Annotated in this window: 20 protein-coding genes; 9 read left to right on the forward strand and 11 right to left on the reverse strand. The window is 74.4% G+C overall.

Annotation, left to right across the window (positions count from 1 at the left end; translation table 11 throughout):
- Positions 1 to 248: 248 nt before the first annotated feature.
- Both ACFV1L_RS23445 and ACFV1L_RS23450 read right to left on the reverse strand, forming a co-directional pair.
- Positions 249 to 758, reverse strand: a complete 510-nt coding sequence (locus ACFV1L_RS23445; RefSeq protein ID WP_380368749.1) for a hypothetical protein — start codon at positions 756 to 758, stop codon at positions 249 to 251.
- A gap of 399 nt (positions 759 to 1,157) precedes the next feature.
- Positions 1,158 to 2,954, reverse strand: coding sequence for an acyl-CoA dehydrogenase (locus ACFV1L_RS23450; protein WP_380368751.1), 1,797 nt, complete (start codon positions 2,952 to 2,954; stop codon positions 1,158 to 1,160).
- Between the two features lie 118 nt (positions 2,955 to 3,072).
- On the opposite strand from ACFV1L_RS23450, the gene ACFV1L_RS23455 reads away from it, so the two are divergent.
- Positions 3,073 to 3,987: an acyl-CoA thioester hydrolase/BAAT C-terminal domain-containing protein gene (locus tag ACFV1L_RS23455; protein WP_380368754.1), complete on the forward strand. Its 915-nt coding sequence runs from the start codon at positions 3,073 to 3,075 to the stop codon at positions 3,985 to 3,987.
- Between the two features lie 28 nt (positions 3,988 to 4,015).
- On the opposite strand, the gene ACFV1L_RS23460 is transcribed toward ACFV1L_RS23455, so the two are convergent.
- Positions 4,016 to 5,359: a D-arabinono-1,4-lactone oxidase gene (locus ACFV1L_RS23460; RefSeq protein WP_380368757.1), complete on the reverse strand. Its 1,344-nt coding sequence runs from the start codon at positions 5,357 to 5,359 to the stop codon at positions 4,016 to 4,018.
- A gap of 151 nt (positions 5,360 to 5,510) precedes the next feature.
- On the opposite strand from ACFV1L_RS23460, the gene ACFV1L_RS23465 reads away from it, so the two are divergent.
- Positions 5,511 to 6,704, forward strand: coding sequence for an amino acid deaminase/aldolase (locus ACFV1L_RS23465; RefSeq protein ID WP_380368760.1), 1,194 nt, complete (start codon positions 5,511 to 5,513; stop codon positions 6,702 to 6,704).
- A 61-nt stretch (positions 6,705 to 6,765) separates the two neighbouring features.
- Positions 6,766 to 7,371, forward strand: a complete 606-nt coding sequence (locus tag ACFV1L_RS23470) for a TetR/AcrR family transcriptional regulator (RefSeq protein WP_380368763.1) — start codon at positions 6,766 to 6,768, stop codon at positions 7,369 to 7,371.
- Between the two features lie 199 nt (positions 7,372 to 7,570).
- Here the strand turns inward: ACFV1L_RS23470 and ACFV1L_RS23475 are convergent, their stop codons facing one another.
- From ACFV1L_RS23475 to ACFV1L_RS23485, 3 genes are all read right to left on the reverse strand, one after another.
- Positions 7,571 to 8,194: a histidine phosphatase family protein gene (locus ACFV1L_RS23475; protein WP_380368765.1), complete on the reverse strand. Its 624-nt coding sequence runs from the start codon at positions 8,192 to 8,194 to the stop codon at positions 7,571 to 7,573.
- Positions 8,195 to 8,235: 41 nt separating this feature from the next.
- Complete coding sequence (locus ACFV1L_RS23480) at positions 8,236 to 8,619, reverse strand: VOC family protein (protein ID WP_380368768.1); 384 nt, start codon at positions 8,617 to 8,619, stop codon at positions 8,236 to 8,238.
- Positions 8,620 to 8,732: 113 nt separating this feature from the next.
- Positions 8,733 to 9,038, reverse strand: coding sequence for a hypothetical protein (locus ACFV1L_RS23485; RefSeq protein WP_380368771.1), 306 nt, complete (start codon positions 9,036 to 9,038; stop codon positions 8,733 to 8,735).
- A 126-nt stretch (positions 9,039 to 9,164) separates the two neighbouring features.
- Between ACFV1L_RS23485 and ACFV1L_RS23490 the strand changes: the two genes are divergently transcribed.
- Positions 9,165 to 9,683 (forward strand): AAA family ATPase, encoded by a 519-nt coding sequence (locus tag ACFV1L_RS23490; RefSeq protein WP_380368773.1) that lies wholly within the window; start codon positions 9,165 to 9,167, stop codon positions 9,681 to 9,683.
- A 71-nt stretch (positions 9,684 to 9,754) separates the two neighbouring features.
- Positions 9,755 to 10,330: a hypothetical protein gene (locus ACFV1L_RS23495; protein ID WP_380368775.1), complete on the forward strand. Its 576-nt coding sequence runs from the start codon at positions 9,755 to 9,757 to the stop codon at positions 10,328 to 10,330.
- A 4-nt stretch (positions 10,331 to 10,334) separates the two neighbouring features.
- Here ACFV1L_RS23495 and ACFV1L_RS23500 read toward each other — a convergent pair whose 3' ends face one another.
- Positions 10,335 to 11,087: a maleylpyruvate isomerase N-terminal domain-containing protein gene (locus ACFV1L_RS23500; protein WP_380368778.1), complete on the reverse strand. Its 753-nt coding sequence runs from the start codon at positions 11,085 to 11,087 to the stop codon at positions 10,335 to 10,337.
- Positions 11,088 to 11,689: 602 nt separating this feature from the next.
- On the reverse strand, positions 11,690 to 12,589 hold the full coding sequence (locus ACFV1L_RS23505; protein ID WP_380368780.1) for an aminoglycoside phosphotransferase family protein: 900 nt from the start codon (positions 12,587 to 12,589) through the stop codon (positions 11,690 to 11,692).
- An 85-nt stretch (positions 12,590 to 12,674) separates the two neighbouring features.
- Between ACFV1L_RS23505 and ACFV1L_RS23510 the strand changes: the two genes are divergently transcribed.
- A complete protein-coding gene (locus ACFV1L_RS23510) occupies positions 12,675 to 13,121 on the forward strand; it encodes a hypothetical protein (protein ID WP_380368783.1) in 447 nt (148 codons plus the stop codon).
- Positions 13,122 to 13,131: 10 nt separating this feature from the next.
- Here the strand turns inward: ACFV1L_RS23510 and ACFV1L_RS23515 are convergent, their stop codons facing one another.
- Positions 13,132 to 13,545: a carboxymuconolactone decarboxylase family protein gene (locus ACFV1L_RS23515; RefSeq protein ID WP_380368786.1), complete on the reverse strand. Its 414-nt coding sequence runs from the start codon at positions 13,543 to 13,545 to the stop codon at positions 13,132 to 13,134.
- A 125-nt stretch (positions 13,546 to 13,670) separates the two neighbouring features.
- Positions 13,671 to 14,681 carry a zinc-binding dehydrogenase gene (locus ACFV1L_RS23520; RefSeq protein WP_380368789.1) on the reverse strand — a complete coding sequence of 337 codons (1,011 nt, stop codon included), beginning with the start codon at positions 14,679 to 14,681 and terminating at the stop codon, positions 13,671 to 13,673.
- A 145-nt stretch (positions 14,682 to 14,826) separates the two neighbouring features.
- Here ACFV1L_RS23520 and ACFV1L_RS23525 point away from each other — a divergent pair, with 145 nt between their 5' ends.
- The 3 genes from ACFV1L_RS23525 (at position 14,827) to cpt (ending at position 17,155) form a co-directional block, all read left to right on the forward strand.
- Positions 14,827 to 15,561 carry a TetR-like C-terminal domain-containing protein gene (locus ACFV1L_RS23525; protein WP_380368792.1) on the forward strand — a complete coding sequence of 245 codons (735 nt, stop codon included), beginning with the start codon at positions 14,827 to 14,829 and terminating at the stop codon, positions 15,559 to 15,561.
- Between the two features lie 141 nt (positions 15,562 to 15,702).
- The gene (locus ACFV1L_RS23530) at positions 15,703 to 16,575 is read left to right on the forward strand and encodes an MBL fold metallo-hydrolase (RefSeq protein WP_380368793.1); all 873 of its coding nucleotides are present in this window, start codon (positions 15,703 to 15,705) and stop codon (positions 16,573 to 16,575) included.
- Between the two features lie 37 nt (positions 16,576 to 16,612).
- Positions 16,613 to 17,155 (forward strand): chloramphenicol phosphotransferase CPT, encoded by a 543-nt coding sequence (cpt, locus tag ACFV1L_RS23535; protein ID WP_380368796.1) that lies wholly within the window; start codon positions 16,613 to 16,615, stop codon positions 17,153 to 17,155.
- A gap of 22 nt (positions 17,156 to 17,177) precedes the next feature.
- Here the strand turns inward: cpt and ACFV1L_RS23540 are convergent, their stop codons facing one another.
- Complete coding sequence (locus ACFV1L_RS23540; protein WP_380368878.1) at positions 17,178 to 19,670, reverse strand: DEAD/DEAH box helicase; 2,493 nt, start codon at positions 19,668 to 19,670, stop codon at positions 17,178 to 17,180.
- Positions 19,671 to 19,926: the final 256 nt, after the last annotated feature.

Here is a 19,926-nt window from a genome sequence, read left to right on the forward strand (position 1 = left end):
CACCACCTCCTCGGCACGGCGCGTACCGGCTTCGTGCCCGGCTTCGTGCAGGCCGGCCCGGGCGGGGCCGTCGTGAAGCGCCCGGAGGCAGGGAGCGGTGACCGGACCGTGGACGCCGGGGCGGGCGCGCGCCGGCGGGTGTCGCGCCCCGGGCGAGGGGGAACCGACCGCCCCGGTCCGGCGCGGCCTGCCGCGCAACGGATGCGGGCCGCACCCCGCCGGTCGGCAGGTGCGGCCCGCGGAGTCGCTCAGGCGAGGTCGAGGTAGAACTTCTCGTCGTCGCCGCCGTTGGCGTTGATCTGGCAGTTCACCGTTCCGCCGGGGCCGGTGGCGGCGGTCACTCCGCTGCCGACCACCAGGCGCAGGAAATGGTTGGGAAATGCCGTCGCCGACTCGAACGAGAACGAGCCGTTGGCCTGCGGGCGGAGCTTGTACATTTCGTATGGGTGGGCGCCGAACTGACAGTTGACGGTTCCCCCGCCGGCCATGTTGTCCGGAACTCCGGCGCCGTCCATGCGCAGGAAGACGCCGGGAAAGGCGACCGACTCGAATGCGAAAGAACCGTCACTCTGCGGCCGGACCCGGAAAGCCGTCCAGGGGCTGGTGCCGAACTGGCAGTTCACCTTTCCCGCGCCGCTGCCGGCGAACTCGGTCACGCCGGTGCCGTCCATGCGCAGGTGGATGTTCGGGTAGTGGTCCGACTGGATCGTGACCGGGGTGTCGCCGAGCTTCGCGAGGTCAGCCGCTGACAGAGGCATGAGGGTGTCTCTCCTTCTTGTCCGGGCGAGTTGCGGACGAGTTGCGGACGAGGGGCCTCGACGGACGCGACGGCCCGCGTCGAGCCGTGAAGAACCGGCGCTTCCGCGAGCCGAATTCCGAAAACGGCAGCGTCGGTCGAAGCCGATTCCGGAAGACATGGTGAATCACCGGGCGGGACGGATTTCCGCCGCCCGACGATGAATGTGCCGCCCCCACTGTGACATTTCCTGCTCTCGCAGGCCCCGCACCGACTGTAATCGGGCCGGTGCGGACTGTCCAGACGCCCTGCTTCCGCTTAACCGGTCGGATCATGGAATGCGCCCGTGAAATGCCCGCTGACCTGCGGCCGTCGGATTCCGGACATCCGGAAAGTCCCGGCCGCGCGGCGGGCCGAGGGCTCAGAACCAGGCCGGCGGGGTGTCCGCGGCCGTCCGGTCCAGGGCGTCGAGGAGGTCGAACTGCGGCCCGGTGCGGGGGAGTTCGACCCGGAAGAACCAGCGGGCGGCCTGCCGCTTGCCCTGATGGAAGGGAGTGTCCGCGCCGCCCAGCGCGAGGTACTGCTCCAGCCAGATCCAGGCCAGCACCACATGGCCGACCGCCTCCAGGTACACGGAGGCGTTCGGCAGCGCCACCTCCGGATCGCCGGCCGACCACAGTACGCCCGTGGTGTGCCGGACCCGCCCGGCGGCGGCATCCAGCGCGGCCGCGAACCGCGCCGCCTCCCCGCCGAGTTCGGCCGCCCGGGCGGTGGTCGCCGCGAACGCGTCCAGCAGCGCCGCCAGGCCCGCGCCGCCGTCCCGCACCACCTTGCGGCCGAGCAGGTCGAGCGCCTGGATGCCGTGCGTGCCCTCGTGGATCGCGTTCAGCCGGTTGTCGCGGTAGAACTGCTCCACCGGGTGGTCGCGCGTGTAGCCGTACCCGCCGTGCACCTGGATCGCCAGCTCGTTCGCCGCCAGGCACCACTGCGACGGCCAGCTCTTCGCCACCGGCGTCAGCACCTCCAGCAACTGCCCCGCCGCCGCCCGCGCGGACGGCTCCGGCGCGGTCCGCTGCTCGTCCAGCAGCCGGCTGCAGTACAGGCCGAGCGCCAACGCCCCTTCCGCGTAAGCCTTCTGAGCGAGCAGCAGGCGCCGGACGTCCGGGTGCTGGATGATCGGCACCTGCGGTGCGGACGGGTCACGGTCCGTCAGCGGGCGCCCCTGCGGGCGGGAGCGGGCGTACTCCAGCGCGTGCAGGTAGCCCGTGTACCCGAGCGCCGCCGCGCCCAGCCCGACACCCGTCCGGGCCTCGTTCATCATGTGGAACATGCACGCCAGCCCGTGGTGCAGCTCGCCCACCAACTCGCCCACCGCGCCCGGCTCGCCGCCCGGCCGGTGCCGCCCCTCGCCGAAGTTCAGCACCGTGTTGACCGTCCCCCGGTACCCCATCTTGTGGTTCAGCCCGGCGAGCACCACGTCGTTGCGCTCGCCGACCGAACCGTCCGCCCCCACCAGGTACTTGGGCACCGCGAACAGCGACAGGCCCTTCACCCCGGCCGGCGCGCCCGGGGTCCGCGCCAGCACCAGGTGGACGATGTTCTCGGCCAACTCGTGGTCGCCGCCGGAGATCCACATCTTGGTCCCGAACAGCCGGTACCCGCCGTCCGGACGCGGCTCGGCCGTGGTCCGCACGTCCGCCAGCGAGGAGCCGGCCTGCGGCTCGGACAGGCACATCGTCCCGAAGAACCGGCCCGCGGCGAGCGGCCGCACCAGCCGCTCGCGCTGCTCCGAAGTCCCGTAGACGGACAGCAGATTGGCGTTGGCGACGGTGAGGAAGGGGTAGGCCGCGGTGCCGACGTTCGCCGCCTGGAACCACGCCGTGCAGGCATTCGCCACCAGCGTCGGCAGCTGCTGCCCGCCCAGGTCGTGGTCCATCGCCGCGGCCATCAGCCCCGACCCGACGAACACCTCCAGCGCCGCGCCCACCTCCGGGTGCAGCACCACCCGCTCGCCGTCGAACCGCGGCTCCTCGACGTCGTTGCGCCGGTTGTGCGGGGCGAAGTGTCGTGCGGCGATCTCCTGCGCGAGGTCCAGCACCGCGTCGAAGGTCTCCCGGTCGTGCTCCGCGAACCGCTCCCGCGCGGTCAGCGACTCCGCCCCCAGCCACTCGAACAGCAGGAAGTCCAGATCCCGGCGGGACAGCAGCAGTTCGGCCATGGCACACCCCGATCACGAAGGAAGTCCGACGGCCGCAGAGACTAGTACCGCAACGGTGCCCGCCGCAGGACCCGTGTCCCCGGCGGTGCCGACCGCCGATCAGCAGCAGGAGGTTCGGATGGACGTCGTCGAGCGGGAGTTGACGGAGCCGTGGGAGGCGCTGCTCGTCGAGCCGGCGGGCGGGAGCGGGGCCGCGGTGGTGGTGCTGTCGGGGTCGAGCGGGCGGATCGAGCGGGAACGGGCCCGGCTGCTGGCCCGGGCCGGCGTGGCGGCGCTGGCACTCCGGTGGTTCGGCGGGCCCGGGCAGCCGCCGGGGATCTGCGAGGTGCCGCTGGAGACCTTCACCGCGGCGGTCGGCCTGCTGCGCGACAACGGGGCGCGCCGGATCGGGATGCTCGGCACCTCCAAGGGCGCCGAGGCCGCGATGCTGACGGCCGTCCACGACCCGCGGGTGGACGCGGTGGTGGCGCTGGCGCCCACCTCCCGGGTGTGGAGCAACGTCGGGCCGGGCCGGGACGGCGCGGACCGCCCGCTCCGCTCCTGCTGGACCTGGCAGGGGCGGGCACTGCCGTTCGTGCCGCTCGACGACACCTGGGAGCCCGCCGAGCCGGAGGGCCGGCCGGTCGCCATCCGCGGCTGGTACGAGCAGAGCGAACGGACCTCCGCGGGCGCCGTCCCCGCGGCGGACATCCCGGTCCAGGCCGCCCGTGCCGACCTGCTGCTGGTCGCGGGCGGCGACGACGCGATGTGGCCGGCGCTCCCGTTCGCCGAACAGCTCGCCGCGCGGCGGCGCGCCGCCGGCCTCGGCGTCCGGCTGGTGCAGCGCCCCGACGCCGGCCACCGGATCCGCCTGCCCGGCGAGGGCCCCGCGCCGGCCTCCGCGCAGTTCGACTACGGAGGGACGCCCGAGGCGGACGCCCTGCTCGGCGCTGCCGCGTGGCCGTACGTCGTCCAGGTGCTGACGGGGCGTCAGGATCTCCCGGCGGTAAGCGGAATGCCGGCGGCGGAGTCGGAGAGGGGGCGGTCGTCCTGAGGGGCGTTCGGGTGCCCGGGCGGGCGGATCAGCCGACTGCGGTGGGCCTGGCGGCGGGGGCCGGGCCGAGGACGCGGTCCAGGTACGGGTTGGCGAAGACGCCGGTCGGGTCGAGGGTGTCGCGCAGGGCGGTGAAGTCGTCGAAGCGCTCGTAGCGCGGCCGCAGGGCCGCGGCGTCCAGGGTGTGCATCTTGCCCCAGTGCGGGCGGCCGCCGAAGTCGGCGAGGATCCGTTGGCAGGCGTCGAAGTACCGGCGGTGGGGCATCCGGTGGTACTGGTGGAAGGCGATGTAGCAGTTCTCCCGCCCGTAGGCGGTGGACAGCCAGATGTCGTCGGCGGCGACGAACCGGACCTCCAGCGGGAAGGACACCCGCTCGTCGTGGCGGTCGATCCACTGCCGGATCTCCCGCAGCGCCGCCGCGGCGTGCTCCCGGGGGATGGCGAACTCGCCCTCCAGGAAGCGGACTTCGCGAGGTGAGGCGAAGACCCGGTAGGACAGGTCGGTCCATTCGCGGGCGGACATCGCCTTCGCGGCGAACCGGGCGATCGGGCGGACCGCGGCCGGGAACCGGGTGCCGATCCGGCACATCGCCTCGAAGGCGGGGCCGTTCAGGGCTTCGTCGAGGCGGCGGGTGAGCGCGGGGATCGGGCGCAGCGGGGTGCCGCCGGGCAGCCGGGTGAAGCGGCGGGTCAGCGCGGTGCTGCTGTGCGGGAACCAGAAGAACTCGAAGTGGTCGCTGGCGGCGGCGAGTTCGGGGAGTCGGGTGAGCACCTCGGCGATCGGCATCGCGGTGTCCCGGGCGTGCAGGACGTACAGCGGCACGCACTGGAGCGTCACTTCGGTGATCACGCCCAGTGCGCCGAGGCCGACCCGGGCGGCGGCGAACAGCTCGGGCCGCTCGGTGGGCGAGCAGCGGACCACGGTGCCGTCGGCGAGGGCGAGTCGGAGCGCGCGCAGCTGGGTGGCGATGCCGCCGAAGCGCAGGCCGGAGCCGTGGGTGCCGGTGGAGACCGCGCCGGAGACGGTCTGCCGGTCGATGTCGCCGAGGATCTCCATGGCCAGGCCGTGCTCCGCCAGCAGCGGGTTGAGCTTCCACAGCGGCATGCCCGCGCCGACGGTGACCAGGCCGGTCGCCGGGTCCACGGACACCAGCCGGTCCATCCGGTCCATCCGCAGCTGGACGCCCGGGGCGACGGCGGCCGGGCTGAACGAGTGTCCGGCGCCGACGGCCTTGACCCGGTGCCCGTCCCGGACGGCGGCGGCGATCTCGGCGGCGGCCTCCTCGGCGTCCCGGGGGTGCGCCACCCGGGCCGGCCGGGCCTGCTCGTTGCCTGCCCAGTTGCGCCACGCGGGTGTCGTGTCCGGTCTCATCTCCGGTGTCCTCTCGGCTCGTTGATGGGGGGAAGCGTGCTGCCGGACGGTTGTCCAAGTCAAGGGACCTGAACGCTTGACTTGGACAGATGAACAAGTCAGGGTGGCCGACACCGAACACGAGCCCGCGCATCCGACGGAAGGGCCTCCCATGACCATCGAACGACTGCAGCGGGCGACCGCCGGGCTGCGTCCGCCGTTCGCCGTCGTCGACCTGGAGGCGCTGCGCACCAATGCCGCGCAGCTCGTCGGCCGGGCCGGCGGCAAACCGATCCGGCTGGCCAGCAAGTCGGTGCGCTCCCGGGAGCTGATCGACCGGGTGCTGCGGATGCCGGGCTTCCGCGGCGTCATGGCGTTCACCCTGCCCGAGGCGCTCTGGCTGGCCCGCACGCTCGACGACGAACGAGGCGACGTCCTGGTCGGCTACCCGTGCGCCGACGCCGACCCGCTGCGCGAACTCGCCGCCGACGAGCGGGCGGCGGCCCGGGTCGTGCTGATGGCCGACTCGGTCGAGCACCTGGAGCTGATCTGCGCGGCGGCGGGCCCGGACGGCCCCCCACTGCGGATCTGCCTGGACCTCGACGCCTCGCTGCGCCTGCTCGGCGGAAAGCTCCACCTCGGCATGCGCCGCTCACCGCTGCACGCCCCCGACGCGGCCCGGGAGCTGGCTCGGGCCGTCCTCGCCCGGCCGCGGCTGCGACTGGTCGGCGTGATGTCCTACGAGGGCCAGATCGCCGGCATCGCCGACGACCGCCCCGGCGCGCCGCTGCACCGCGGCGCGGTCCGACTGGTCCAGCGGGCCTCCGCCCGGGAGTTGGCGCGGCGGCGGGCCGAGGCGGTGCGCGCCGTCCTCGACGTGGCGCCGCTGGAGTTCGTCAACGGCGGCGGCACCGGCAGTCTGGAGAGCACCTCGGCGGAGGACGCCGTCACCGAACTGGGCGCCGGCTCCGGCCTGTTCGCGCCCGCGCTGTTCGACCACTACCGGGCCTTCGACCCGGTCCCGGCCGCGTACTTCGCACTCACCGTGGTCCGCCGTCCCGCCCCCGGCCTGGTCACCGTCCTCGGCGGCGGCTGGACCGCGTCCGGCCCGGCCGGACCGGACCGGCTGCCGACCCCCGTCCACCCCGCCGGGCTGCGACTGCTCCCCCAGGAGGGCGCGGGCGAGGTCCAGACACCGCTGGCCGGCCCCGCGGCCGACGCGCTGCGCCTCGGCGACCGGGTCTGGTTCCGGCACGCCAAGGCCGGCGAGCTGTGCGAACGCGTCGACGTCCTGCACCTGGTGGACGGCGACCGCATCGTCGACGAAGCCCCCACCTACCGGGGCGAAGGACACGCCTTCCTGTGACCGGACCGGACTGAGGTAGCGTGCCGATGCCCGCCCGCCGCCGATCCCTCCTGGAGCCCGCATGACCCGCCGTTCCGCCGACGAGCGCCGCGAGCAACTCATCGAGGCGGCGATCACGGTCATGATCCGCGACGGCGTCGCCAAGGCCACCACCCGCGCCGTCGTCGCGCAGGCCGGACTGCCGCTCGGCGCGTTCCACTACTGCTTCCGCTCCAAGGAGGAACTGCTGCAGAGCGTCGTCGAACGGATCATGGTGCGCGCCCTCGCCCCCGCCGTCGCCGCCGCCGGCGTCGAAGGAGCCCCGGTCGCCGAGGTCGTCCGCACCGGCCTGCACACCTACTGGGAGCGGATCCGGCAGAGCCCCGACGAACACCTGCTGACCTACGAACTCACCCAGTACGCCCTGCGCCGGCCCGGCCTGGCCGACCTGGCACGCCGTCAGTACGCCCACTACCTCGACGCGACCCGCGACTCCCTCCAGGCCATGGCACGCCTGGCCGACATCGAATGGACCGTGCCCCTGCCGGTCCTGGCCCGCTACGCGCTCGGCGCCCTGGACGGCCTCACCCTCACCTGGCTGATCGACCGCGACGACGAGCACGCCGCCGCCGCCCTCGACGAACACGCCAGCTACCTCGTCTCGATCGCCCGGCCCGCAGCGTCCTGAGGTCTGTCTTCGAACCGGCGCCGCAGCCCCGCGGGTAAGAAGACGGGCCCCGGCACCGGCACCCCGCTGCCGACGCGCCGTCAGCCGGTCGGCAGCGAGGTCGCGTCGCGGTCGGCGACCGTGGCTGCTTCGGGAACGTCCGCTCCGCCCCGGGCGAACGCCGGCCGGGGACCTGCGGATCGCTGGGCCCGGTGTGCGGTCACACCCGTGACCCGGGCGGGAATCCGGTCCAGCGGAGATCGTCGGGGAGGTGCCGCATGTCGTTCATGAGCAGAACGGCCGCCGGCCGGCCCGGCGTCCAGCGGATCACGGTCAGGGCGGCGTTGGCCTGGTCGAGCCCGAGCCAGCGCCACTTCGGGGCGTCCAGGGCGTGCCGCACCAGCCAGCCGATCAGGAAGGCGTGGGTGACGACCAGTTCGTGCCGCTCCCGGTCGCCCGCCACCGGCCCGGTGAACTCCGCGATCGCCCGCTCGGCCAGGGCCGGGCCGTGCTCCCGGTCCTCCGGCGTGCACCCCGCGAGGAACGTCAGGAACAACTCGGCACTGTCGGACGGCAGTTCGTCCCGGTCCGGGAAGTGCGGGAGGTAGTCGCCGGCGGCCTCCGACACCCGGCGCACGGCGCCGGGCAGCTGCGCGCCGACCAGTTCGGCGGTCTGCGCGGCCCGGGGCAGCGGGCCGTGGTGGACGACCGAGACCGGGCGGTCCGCCAGTCGGCGGCCGAGCAGGGCCGCCTGGCGGCGCCCCGCCTCGGACAGCCCGCTCCCGTCCGGCAGCGCCTCGCCGTGCCGGGCCAGGTACAGGTAGCGGGCGGCGGTTCCCGTCACGGGTCGGAGCTCCTTCGTCGCGGGCCCGGCGGGGCCGCCGGTCAGACGGCCGGAACGGGCGTGCGCAGCAGGCAGAAGACGTTGCCCTCGGGGTCGGCGAGGACGTGCCAGCTCTCCTCGCCGGTCTGGCCGACGTCGGCGGGCGTCGCGCCGAGGGCGAGCAGGCGGGCGAGTTCGGCGTCCTGGTCGCGGTCGGTGGGGCTGACGTCCAGGTGCAGCGGCAGCTTCGCCGGGCGCGGGTCGGCCGTGGGGCTGAGGATCAGCGTCGGCAGGGGGCCGCCGAAGCCGGTGCCGGGCGGGCCGATCTCGATGCCGCCGTCGGGCTCCCGGCCCAGTTCGACGTAGCCGAGGACCTCGCACCAGAAGCGGGCCAGCAGCTCGGGGTCGGCGCAGTCCAGGATCAACTCGCTGATGCGGCATGCCATGAGGGGCAGTCTAGGGCGGGTCGGCGGTGGCGGGATCACCGGGAGGCGGTCGACGCGATCGGGTTCGAGCGGGCAACCCGCCGGATCCGGCGGTCCGGCGGTCCGATGCCCCGTCAAGGAGCGGCTCGGCGGTCCGACGGTTCGGGCCCGCGCTCGGCGTGCCGCTGCCGCGATCGCAGCGGCGCGGCGGCCGCGGCGGCGGTACCCGTCCCGATCAGCAGCCATGCCGCGAGGAGCAGGCCGTTGCGCCTGACCCGGCAGTCCGGATTGAATTCGGCCGAGTAGCCCGGCCCGCCGAAGCCGGACCCGCAGTAGAGCGTGCTGTGACCGTCGTTGTCGTACGGGTCCGGGTACAGCCCCACCCCGACCCCCACCAGCACCGCCAGCAGCCCGGCCCCCACCGCTCGACGCACGCCCACGCCCCGCCCCCCGTTCGATCCGCCCGATCCGCCGATCCGCCGATCCGCCGATCCGCTGTGTCACGATCACGGACGACCGCGCGGGCGGATCGGTTGCGGTGCGGTGCCGCGCACTAACCTGGCGGCGTGACGAGGCGATTGAGCACCGTGGTGCTGATGTGCGGTCTCCCGGGGGCGGGCAAGACCACCTACGCGGAGGGGCTGGTGCGGCGGGGCTTCGTCCGGCTGTCGATCGACGAGGAGGTCTGGCGGGTGCTCGGCGGGCGCGACGCCGGACTGGTGCTGGCGGCCGACGAGTACGACCGGCTCAAGGAGGAGGTGCGCGGGCGGCAGCGGCGGGAACTCGTCGAACTGATGGTGGCGGGACGGGACGTGGTGGTGGACTACAGCTTCTGGAGCCGCGCCGCCCGCGCCGACTACCGGCAGCTGATCGAACAGCACGGCTGCCGCTGGGAGTTGGTGCACCTCAAGGCCGACCTGGCGACCCTGGAGGGCCGTCTGGCGGCGCGGAACCTCACGGAGGGCGCCAACTCCGTGACCGTGGACCGGGCGCTGCTCCACCGCTACCTGGCGATGTTCGAGGAGCCGGACGGGGAGGGCGAGCAGGTCGTCGTGCAGTTCCCGCCCGGAGGGCCACTGGCGTGAAGTGAACACCCCCGGCGGGTGCGCGGGATAGGCTGCGCGGGCATTCGGGGTTCATGCGAACGGGGTGAGGCGTGGAAGTTCTGCGGGGCTGCTACCGGGTGCACTTCTTCGCGGCCTGGGTGCTGTGCGCCGTGGAACTGCTCTGCCTGGCGGCGACGGCGCCACCGCTGCGCTGGGTCGCGCCGGTGTGGCTGTGGGCCTCGACGCTCGGCGCGATCGTCCTGGTGTTCGGGGCGGCCCTGGCCCGGTCCTGGTCGGTGCCGTTCCTGCGGCGGGGCAGCGGCTTCGACCTGGTGCAGTACATGATGGTGCTGCCGCGCGGGCTGAAGCTCTGCTACGTGGTCGTGGCCTGCCTGATCGGCCTCGGGCTGGCGACCGCCGGCGGCGCGGAGGAGATCCGCAAGGACTCCACCGGCTACTACTGGACGAAGCGTGAAGTCGCCGACCGGGGCGGTCAGTTCGTCCGCGTCGACATCACCGAGGACGAAGGCGAGCGACGGCGTGGCGCGCAGTTGCGGATCTCTGCCGGCGTCCCGGCCGTGTTCGCGCTGATCGGCAGCTTCCTGGTGCTGGCGTCCGCCGAGACGGCCCACGGCTCCGCCGTCGCCGCCCGCCCCGGGCGGGGCGCTCGGCGACGGCGCGGGTAGGCCGTCAGCCCAGGCGGGGCCACGCGAGCAGGACGGCGAGCAGGGCCGGGTCGCCAGTGCTGCGTACCGCCGCGGCGGGACGGCGGCGGTGCAGCGTGAGGAGCAACTCGCTGGCCGGTGCCATGAGTTCGAGGGCGACGGGTTCGGTGTCCGGGGCGAGTGGCCGCGGGCCGTCGGCGGTGAGCTCCGCCTGCCAGGTCCGGCCTTCGTCGGTGCGCAGGCGGATCCGGGCCGGCGCGTGCGGCCAGGGGTCGGCGGTGCCCCAGGAGAGGGCGAGGAACTCGTCGATGCCGTCGAGGGCGACCGCCCCGGGGACCGGAAGCGGTGCGCCCGCGGCCAGTTGGGCGTCGTAGGCGTGCACGGCGGCCTCCTGCACCTGGTGGCGGGCGATCGCGCCGCTGTCGTTGGGGCTGCCGCTGCTCTGCCACCACGTCCAGCAGGGGCGGTCCGGCCCGGCCTCCCGAAGTGCCGCCAGCAGTGCGGACGTCGCCTCCGCCGAGCGGGCCAGGGCCTCGGCCGCCGGGAGGTCGCCGTCCGCCTCCGGCGGGGCCGGGACGAACTCGGCCCCGGCGAGGACGGCGGCCGTCCAGAAGCGGTGCACGACGGTGAGGTGCGCGAGCAGGTCCGGCAGGTGCCAGTCCGGACAGGTGGGGACAGTCGTTCGCGGGTCCGGCGCGGTGGCGACGGCGTGGCGCAGCGCCGCCGACCGCTCCTCGATCAGGTCCAGCAGGTCCGGGAAAGCGGGAGTGGAAGCCATTGCGTCTGCCTATCACGCGCGGCCGCCGCGACACCGGGAATTGTTGCGGAACGTGCACCGGAAGGCAGTTCCGTGTCGGCGAGGCGTCGGCGAGGCACGGGCCCGGACTCCTTCGCCCGCCGCAGGGAACGGGCGGCCCGCATCCGGCTGTTCGAGGCGAACCGCGACGGCGCAGCGGCCGACCGCCGCCCTGCCGGCCGCCGGGCTCGACCCGGCACGGCCCGCCCTGGGGAGCCGGCGGTGCGTCACGAGGTACCCGAGCGCCGAGGCGGTCGGCCGCGTCCTGCACACCGTCGGGGGCCCGGGCCGGGCACGGAACCGGTCGCCGTCCTGCCGGCCGCCGGCCGGGCAGGCGTTCGCCGAGCAGGCGCCGGTGGCCGCCGCGCAGGGGCGGCGAGCCGTGGCGGACCTTCCTCGGCGCCGAGGAGACGGACGCCCTGCTGGTCGCGCGCGGCCTGCGTCCGCCGGCCCCCGTGCGCCGGCGGGAGGCTGTGGGCACCCGGTCGTGGGAGCGGGTCGGGCGCTCCGCCTGTGGGAACTTCCGGTGCCGGCGCACGCGGTCGTCCCGGAGCGCCGACGCCCGGGCCGGTCGGGGCTCCGTCTCAGTGGTCCGCCAGGACGGCTCGCAGGCGGGCGGTGCACTCGGCGACGAAGGCGGGGTCGGTGTGCCAGTAGTACGGGATCCCGCTGATCGCCACGGCCACCGCCCAGCCGCAGGCCCGCTGCCAGACCTGCTCGTCGAGGCCGAGCGCGGCGCGGTAGGCGTGGCGGGCGGCGGCCGGTACGTCCCACAGCGGGGCGTGCTCGGCGTCGGGGAAGCCGATCGACAGGCCGCCGAAGTCGATGACGGCGCGCAGCCGGCCGTCGCGGACCAGCAGGTTGGACGGCTTCAGGTCGCCGTGCAGCCAGACCGGGGGGCCGGACGGGGCGGGCAGGGCGAGGGCCCGCCGCCAGAGCGCCTCCAGCCGGTCGAGGTCCAGCTCCAGGCCGGGCAGGGCGCGGGCCTGCGCGAAGCGCTCGCGCACCCACGGGTCGCAGGGCGCCAACTCGCCGCCCCGGTACCACTGGAGGGCGCCCCGGTCGGCCTCGGGCGGTAGCGGGACGGCGTGCAGGCTGCGGACGGCACCGGCCAGGTCCGTCCCGAACGCGGCCCAGTCGGGCACCGAGCCGGGCCCGGGGGCGGCACCGTCGATCCACCGGTACACCGACCACGGCAGCGGGAACCCGGCCCCCGGCACGCCCTCGTGCACCGGCTCCGGCACGAGGCACGCCAGCCGCGGCGCCAGGCGCGGCAGCCAGAGCTGCTCCTTGCGCACCGCCTCCGCCGTGCCGGGGGTGCGGGGAAGGCGTACGAGCAGGTCGTCGCCCAGCCGGAACATCCGGTTGTCGGTGCCCGACCCGGCCGCCCGGACCGCCAACCCGGCCCACTCCGGCCGCTGTTCGGCCAGCAGGCGGCGGACCAGGGAGGCGTCGGCCGGGATCTCGTCCTCGTGCAGCATCATGGCGCAACCCTCCACCACGGGCCGTCCGGGCGCGAGCGAAATATTCGCGGGCGCGGCGGAGCGCCGGCGGGTACCCTCCCCGGCCGTGGCAGACACCTGGGACACGGACCGGCTGATCGCCGACGGCTTCGAGTACGCGGTCGTCGAGCACGAGTGGTGCGACGGGCCGCGGGCCGGCCTGGCGCCGGTCGAGGGGGTGCCGCACTACTTCCGCTGCCTCCGGCGGGACGACGGCGACGAGCCGGGCACCTACCAGGTGTGGCCCGCGAGCGCCGGGGCCGCGCTGTGGGAACGCGAGTGGTGGGCGATCTTCGCGGTCTGGAACGCCCGGCAGGAGGCCGGGGACGACACGCCGCATCCCGACCTCGGCGGGGTCGACGTCCGGTACGACGCCCTGGGACGACTGCTCGTCCCGCACCGCCGGTGCCCGGCCGGCGCACGGCAGTTGATCGGCGAACTGCGCTTCGACGACGGGGAGCGGTACCGCGCCGACGGCACGGACTACTGGTTCCGGTGGCGTCCCGTCCGCTGACGGCCGGCCGTCAGGCGGGGACGACCGGGAGCAGGCCGCGCTCGGCGAAGACCTGCTTGGCGGCGAAGGTGGCGTTCAGGGCGCGGGGGAAGCCGCAGTAGACGGCGGAGTGCAGCAGGGCCTCGACGACCTGCTGCGGCGTCAGGCCGACGTTCAGCGCGGCGTTGACGTGGACCCGGAGCTGCGGTTCGCAGCCGCCCAGCGCGGTGAGCATGCCGAGGGTGACCAACTGGCGGTCGCGCGGCGCGAGTTCGGGACGGTCGTAGATCTCGCCGAAGCCCCAGGCGGCGACCTGGTGGGCGAGTTCGGGCGACACGTCGGACAGGGCGGCGAGGACGTTGTCGCCGGCCTCGCCGTCGATCCGGCCGAGCACGTCGAGCCCGTGCTCGAAGCGCTCCTGGCGGGTGGTGGCGGTGTCGGTCATCGGGCTCTCCGTGGTCCGTCGGTGCGGGGGAACGGGAGAGACGGTAGGAGTTGGAGCGCACTCGAAGGCAAACGGCCCGGCCCGCCCCGGTGGAGACGGGACGGGCCGGGCGCGGTGACGGGGCGTCAGGGCTTGAGGATGAGCCGGATCGGGTTGCCCTGCTTGGTGTGCAGGCGCTCGACGGCCTCCGCGGCCCGCTCCAGCGGGAGCACGTCGCTGACCGAGCGGGAGAAGTCCAGGCGGCCGCCGGCGGCGAGCGAGATCAGCTGCGGGACGGCGTTCTCCTCGGAGCCGTAGTGGCCGAGGATCTGCTGCTGGAGGTAGGAGAACCGGACGCTGTCGGCGACGGTCAGCGGCTGGTCGGTCAGGCCCACCAGGACCAGCCGGCCGTGCGCGCCGAGCACCGTCATCGCCTGCTCGCGGACGGCCGGCACCCCGGCGAAGTCGAAGGCGGCGGACAGGCCGGCCCCGCCGGTGGCGGCGCCGATCTTCGCGGCCAGCTCCGGGTCCGCCGAGTCCAGCACGAGGTCCGCGCCGAAGGCGAGGGCCCGCTCGCGGGCGGCGGGGGACGGGTCGACGGCGATCACCGGGTTGGCGCCGATCGCGCGCAGCAGCTGCACGCCGTGCGCGCCCAGCCCGCCGACGCCCCACACGCCGACCGGCTCGGCCGGCCGGACCTGGCCGGTGGTGGTGATGGCGCCCCACGGGGTGGAGACCGCGTCCGGGATGATCGAGCCCTGCTCGAACGGGATCGACTCGGGCAGCCGGATCAGGGTGTCCTTGCGGGCGAGCGCGTACTCGGCCCAGCCGCCGTCGTAGTCGACGCCGCGCGTCCAGGTGATCCCGTCGCGCTTCTCGCCGGCCTGCAGGACGACCCGGTCGCCGACCTGCCAGGCGCCCGCGTCCGGCCCCAACTCGGCTACGGTGCCCGCCACTTCGTGGCCGAGCGTGACGCTCTCGCCGGGCAGGTACAGCGGCGTCAGCGAGCCGTCGATCAGGTGGACGTCGGACAGGCAGACGCCCGCCGCCTCGACCTTGACCAGCACCTGGCCGGCGCCGGGGACGGGACGCTCCACCTCCTCGACGCTCAGCTTGCGGGTGGGCAGGTGCAGACGGACGGCACGCATCCGGGCCATGGTCGATCCTCTCCGGCCGACGGCGCACGGTCGGCGGCCTCGTTGCCGCAACGCCCCGCTGGTGGTCTATCGCAAGGCGACTTGCATTGCCGAGGCTACGTCGCGCCCGGCGGCAACGCAAGGAGGCCTGCGTTAGGCTTCGGGCGTGTCGAGTTCACCCAGGTCGCAGCCGAATCCCCGCCCGTCGCAGCCGAGCGCCGGCCGGGGCGCGCAGCCGAGCGCCGGCCATGGAGCGGAGCCGAGCACCGGCCGGGGCGCGCAGCCCGGCGCGGACCGGGCGGGCGGGCGCGCCGCGCCGGCCGGGAGCGGGGCCCCCGCCCCGCTGCGCCGTCGCGGTGCGGCGATGCGGCGCGCCGTGCTCGACGCCACCGTGCGCCTGCTCGCCGAGGGCGGCCTGGAGGCCGCCAGCGTCTCGGCGGTGGCCGCGGCCGCCGGCGTCCACGAGACGTCCGTGTACCGCAACTGGGGGACCAGGGAACAACTGCTCCGCGAGGCGCTCGCCGACTACACCGACCACGCGCTGCCGCTGCCCGACACCGGCAGCCTGCGCGAGGACCTGCGTCAACTCCTCACCGCCCTCGGCGCGTTCCTCGCCACCCCGGAGGGCCCCGCGCTGCTGCACCTGAGCATCGCGCCCGCCACCGCCGAGACCCGCAGCCGCCGCGACGCCTACTGGGCCGACCGCCTGGAGCGCGCGGAGGTCCTGCTGCGCCGCGCCGCCGAACGCGGCGAGATCCGCCCCGGCATCGACCCCCGGGCGGCCGTCGAGGCGCTGATGAGCCCGCTGTTCGCCCGCCACCTGCTGCTCGGCGAACCCGTCACCCCGGAGTTCCTGGCCTCCCTGGTCGACCTGCTGGTGGACGGCCTGGCCCCGCGCTGACGCCCCGTCAGCAGAGCGCCCCCGCGCCGGAAGCACAAGACCCGGACCCCCTTCCGGTTTCCCCCCGCCCCGGGATACCTCTTGAAGGAGCGGGCCGCGCGGGCCCGGTGACGATCCGTTACGACCTCCGGGGGCAGTGTCATGGACGAAGACTGGTACGTGGACGACCGGTGCACCGGGTGCGACGTGGCCCGGCAGCTCGCACCGGAGCTGGTGGTGCAGACCGGGCGCCGCTCCGAGGTGGTGCGGCAGCCCCGCACCGCCGCCGAGCTGGCCGACCTGAACGCCGCCGCCTACGCCTGCCACACCCGCTCGATCCGCCGCCGCTCCGGCCCGCTGGACCCGGCCGCCGACCCGTACCCGCTGGCGATCGACCCGAACGTGCTGCTCTGCGGCCACAACTCGCGGCGCACCGCCGGCGCCAACGCCTACCTGCTGCGCAGGCCCGGCGGCACCCAGCTGATGATCGACACGCCGCGCTGGTCGGAGGCGCTGGCCGCCCGCTACGAGGCGCACGGGCCGGTCACCGACGTGCTGCTGACCCACCGGGACCACGCCGCGCACGGCCGCCGCTACGCCGACCGGTTCGGCGCCCGGCTGTGGATCCACGAGGGCGACCTCGACGCCGCGCCCGACGCCGACCGGGTGCTCCGCGGCACCGCGCCGACCACGGTCGCGGACGGCGTGGTCGCCCACCCCGTGCCGGGCCACACCGAGGGCAGCGTGCTGTACCTCGCCGACGACCGGTACTGCTTCAGCGGCGACAGCATCTACTGGTCGCGCACCGCCGGCGCACTGGCCGTCGCCGAACACGTCACCTGGTACTCCATCGAGGCCCAGGCCGCCTCGCTGGCCCGGGTCGCGCCCCGGCTGCGCTTCGAGTGGATGCTGCCGGGCCACGGCGACCGCAAGCACCTGGCGCCCGAAGCGATGGCCGAGCAGCTGCGCGCCCTGGTCGCCCACGCCGGCCGGCTCCGGCCCGGACCGGTGGACTTCGCCGCCCACCAGTGGTGAGCGCCCGCGCGGCCGGCCGCGCGGGTACGGTGGGCGGGTGACCATTCGGGTGATCGTGCTCAACGGCGGTTCGAGCAGCGGGAAGAGCAGCCTCGCGCGCGCCCTGCAGGAGCAACTGCCGGAGCCCTGGCTGACGTTCGGCATCGACGACCTGATCGGGGCGATGCCGCCCGCGCTGCTGGCCGAGGACGACGGCATCGACCTCGGCGGGGACGGCGTCGTCACCGTCGGCGATGCCTTCCGCCGGCTGGAGACCGCCTGGACGGCCGGCGTCGCCGCCACCGCCCGGGCCGGCGCCCCCGTCATCGTCGACGACGTGTTCCTCTCCGGCGCGGCCTCCCAGCAGCGCTGGCGCGAGGCGCTGGCCGGGCTGGACGTGCTCTGGGTCGGCGTCCGCTGCGACCCGGACCGGGCCGCCGCCCGCGAGCGCGCCCGGCCGGACCGCACCCCGGGCATGGCCGCCGACCAGGCCCACCGGGTCCACGACGGCGTCCACTACGACCTGGAGGTGGACACCACCGCCACCCCGCCCGCCGCGTGCGCCCGCACCGTCGCGGCCCGGCTGGCCGGACAGCCGTAGCAGGCCGCGGGCCGACGGCCCGTCAGTGCGCGCCGACCGCCGTGATCTTGACGACCGCGCGGCCCTCCTCGTCGGAGCCGTACAGGTCGACCTCGGCGGAGATTCCCCAGTCGTGGTCGCCGTTCGGGTCGTCGAAGATCTGCCGGACCCGCCACAGGCCCTCGTCCTCGACCTCCTCGATCAGCAGCATCTTCGGGCCGCGCGCGTTCGGGCCGGTGAACAGGTCGTCGTACTCCTCCCAGTACCCGTCCATCGCGTCCGCCCAGCGGTCCGCGTCCCAGCCGTCCTCGCCGTCCAGCTCCGCCAGTTCCTCGTAGTGCTCCAGCGCGCACAGCTCGACCCGGCGGAACAGCTCGTTGCGGACCAGCACGCGGAACGCGCGCGCGTTCGCGGTGACCGGGGCCGGCTTCTCGTCGAGCCGGACCTCGCCCGCCTCCGGCTCGGTCGGGTTGGCCAGCGCCTCCCACTCGTCCAGCAGCGAGGAGTCGACCTGGCGGACCAGCTCGCCCAGCCAGGCGATGACGTCCTTCAGGTCATCGGTCTTGATGTCGTCCGGGACGGTCTGCTCCAACGCCTTGAACGCACCCGCCAGGTAGCGCAGCACGATGCCCTCGGTCCGGGCCAGCTCGTAGAAGCCCACGTAGTCCGTGAACGTCATCGCGCGCTCGTACAGGTCGCGGACCACCGACTTCGGCCGCAACGGGTGGTCGCCGATCCACGGGTGCGCCCGCCGGTACACGTCGTAGGCGTGGCCGAGCTGCTCCTCCAGCGGCTTCGGGTACGTGATTTCCTGGAGCCGGTTCATCCGCTCCTCGTACTCGATGCCGTCGCGCTTCATCTCCGCCACGGCCTCGCCGCGCGCCTTGTTCTCCTGCGAGGCGAGGATCTGCCGCGGGTCGTCGAGCGTCGCCTCGACCACCGACACCACGTCCAGTGCGTACGACGGCGACTCCGGGTCCAGCAGGTCGAACGCGGCCAGCGCGAACGTCGACAGCGGCTGGTTCAGCGCGAAGTTCTCCTGCAGGTCCAGCGTCAGGCGGACGGTGCGGCCCTCGGCGTCCGGCTCGTCCAACTGCTCCACCACGCCGCCCTCCAGCAGCGAGCGGTAGATCGCGATCGCGGTCCGGATGTGGCGGCGCTGCGCCGGGCGGTCCTCGTGGTTGTCGGTGAGCAGCTTGCGCATCGCCTCGAACGCGTTGCCCGGGCGGCCGATCACCGACAGCAGCATGGCGTGGCTGACCTTGAACCGGGACACCAGCGGCTCCGGGTCGGCCGCGATCAGCCGCTCGAAGGTCTCCTCGGTCCAGGACACGAACCCGTCCGGGGCCTTCTTGCGGACCACCTTCTTGCGCTTCTTCGGGTCGTCGCCGGCCTTCGCCAGCGCCCGGTCGTTCTCCACCACGTGCTCCGGGGCCTGCGCCACCACCTGGCCGACGGTGTCGAAGCCGGCCCGGCCCGCCCGCCCGGCGATCTGGTGGAACTCGCGGGCCCGCAGGATCCGCACCCGCTGGCCGTCGTACTTCGACAGCGCCGTGAACAGCACCGTGCGGATCGGCACGTTGACGCCGACGCCGAGGGTGTCGGTGCCGCAGATCACCTTCAGCAGACCGGCCTGCGCGAGGCGCTCCACCAGGCGGCGGTACTTCGGCAGCATGCCGGCGTGGTGCACGCCGATCCCGTGCCGGACGTAACGCGACAGGTTGCGGCCGAACTTGGTGGTGAAACGGAAGTTGCCGATCAGGGCGGCGATCGCGTCCTTCTCCTGCTTCGAGCACATGTTGATGCTCATCAGCGACTGCGCCCGCTCCACCGCCTCCTTCTGCGTGAAGTGGACCACGTACACCGGAGCCTGACCGGTGTTCAGCAGCTCCTCCAGCGTGTCGTGGAGCGTGGTCCGGCGGTACTCGTAGAACAGCGGCACCGGGCGGGTCGCCGAACGGACCGCCGTCGTCGGCCGGCCGGTGCGGCGGGTCAGGTCCTCCTCGAAGCGGCGGACGTCGCCGAGGGTCGCCGACATCAGCAGGAACTGCGCCTGCGGGAGTTCGAGCAGCGGGATCTGCCACGCCCAGCCGCGGTCCGGCTCGGCGTAGAAGTGGAACTCGTCCATCACGACCTGGCCGATGTCCGCGCGCGGGCCGTCGTGCAGCGCGATCTGCGCCAGCACCTCCGCCGTGCAGCAGATGATCGGCGCGGTCGGGTTCACCGAGGCGTCGCCGGTCATCATGCCGACCTGCTCGGTGCCGAAGATCTTGCACAGGTCGAAGAACTTCTCCGACACCAGCGCCTTGATCGGCGCGGTGTAGAACGTCCGCTTGCCCTCGGCCAGCGCGGCGAAGTGCGCGCCCGCCGCCACCAGGGACTTGCCGGAGCCGGTCGGCGTCGCCAGGATCACGTTGTTCCCGGAGACCAGCTCGATCAGCGCCTCCTCCTGGGCGGGGTAGAGGGTGATGCCGCGCTCCGACGCCCACTCGGCGAAGGTCTCGAACAGCGAGTCGGGCGTGGCGGGTTTCGGCATCAGGTCCAGGAGGGTCACCCGGCTATCTTGCCCGTCCGGCACGACCAGGGGCAAAGCTCGGACCCGCACCGTCCGTCCGTGCCGCCGCCGGTCAGGCCGGACGGTTCCTCCGCGTGGCCGAGCGGCGACAGGACGTCACGGGCGCGCCCCGGTCCGGCCGCCGCCGGGGGGTGCCGCTCCGGCCGACCCCCACCCGCACCCACGTCGGCCGACCGACGCAGGACGGGCCCGTCACCGGCGACTGGCATGCTCGACC

The sequence above is a fragment of the Kitasatospora sp. NPDC059646 genome (assembly GCF_042734615.1).
Taxonomy (GTDB): Bacteria; Actinomycetota; Actinomycetes; order Streptomycetales; family Streptomycetaceae; genus Kitasatospora.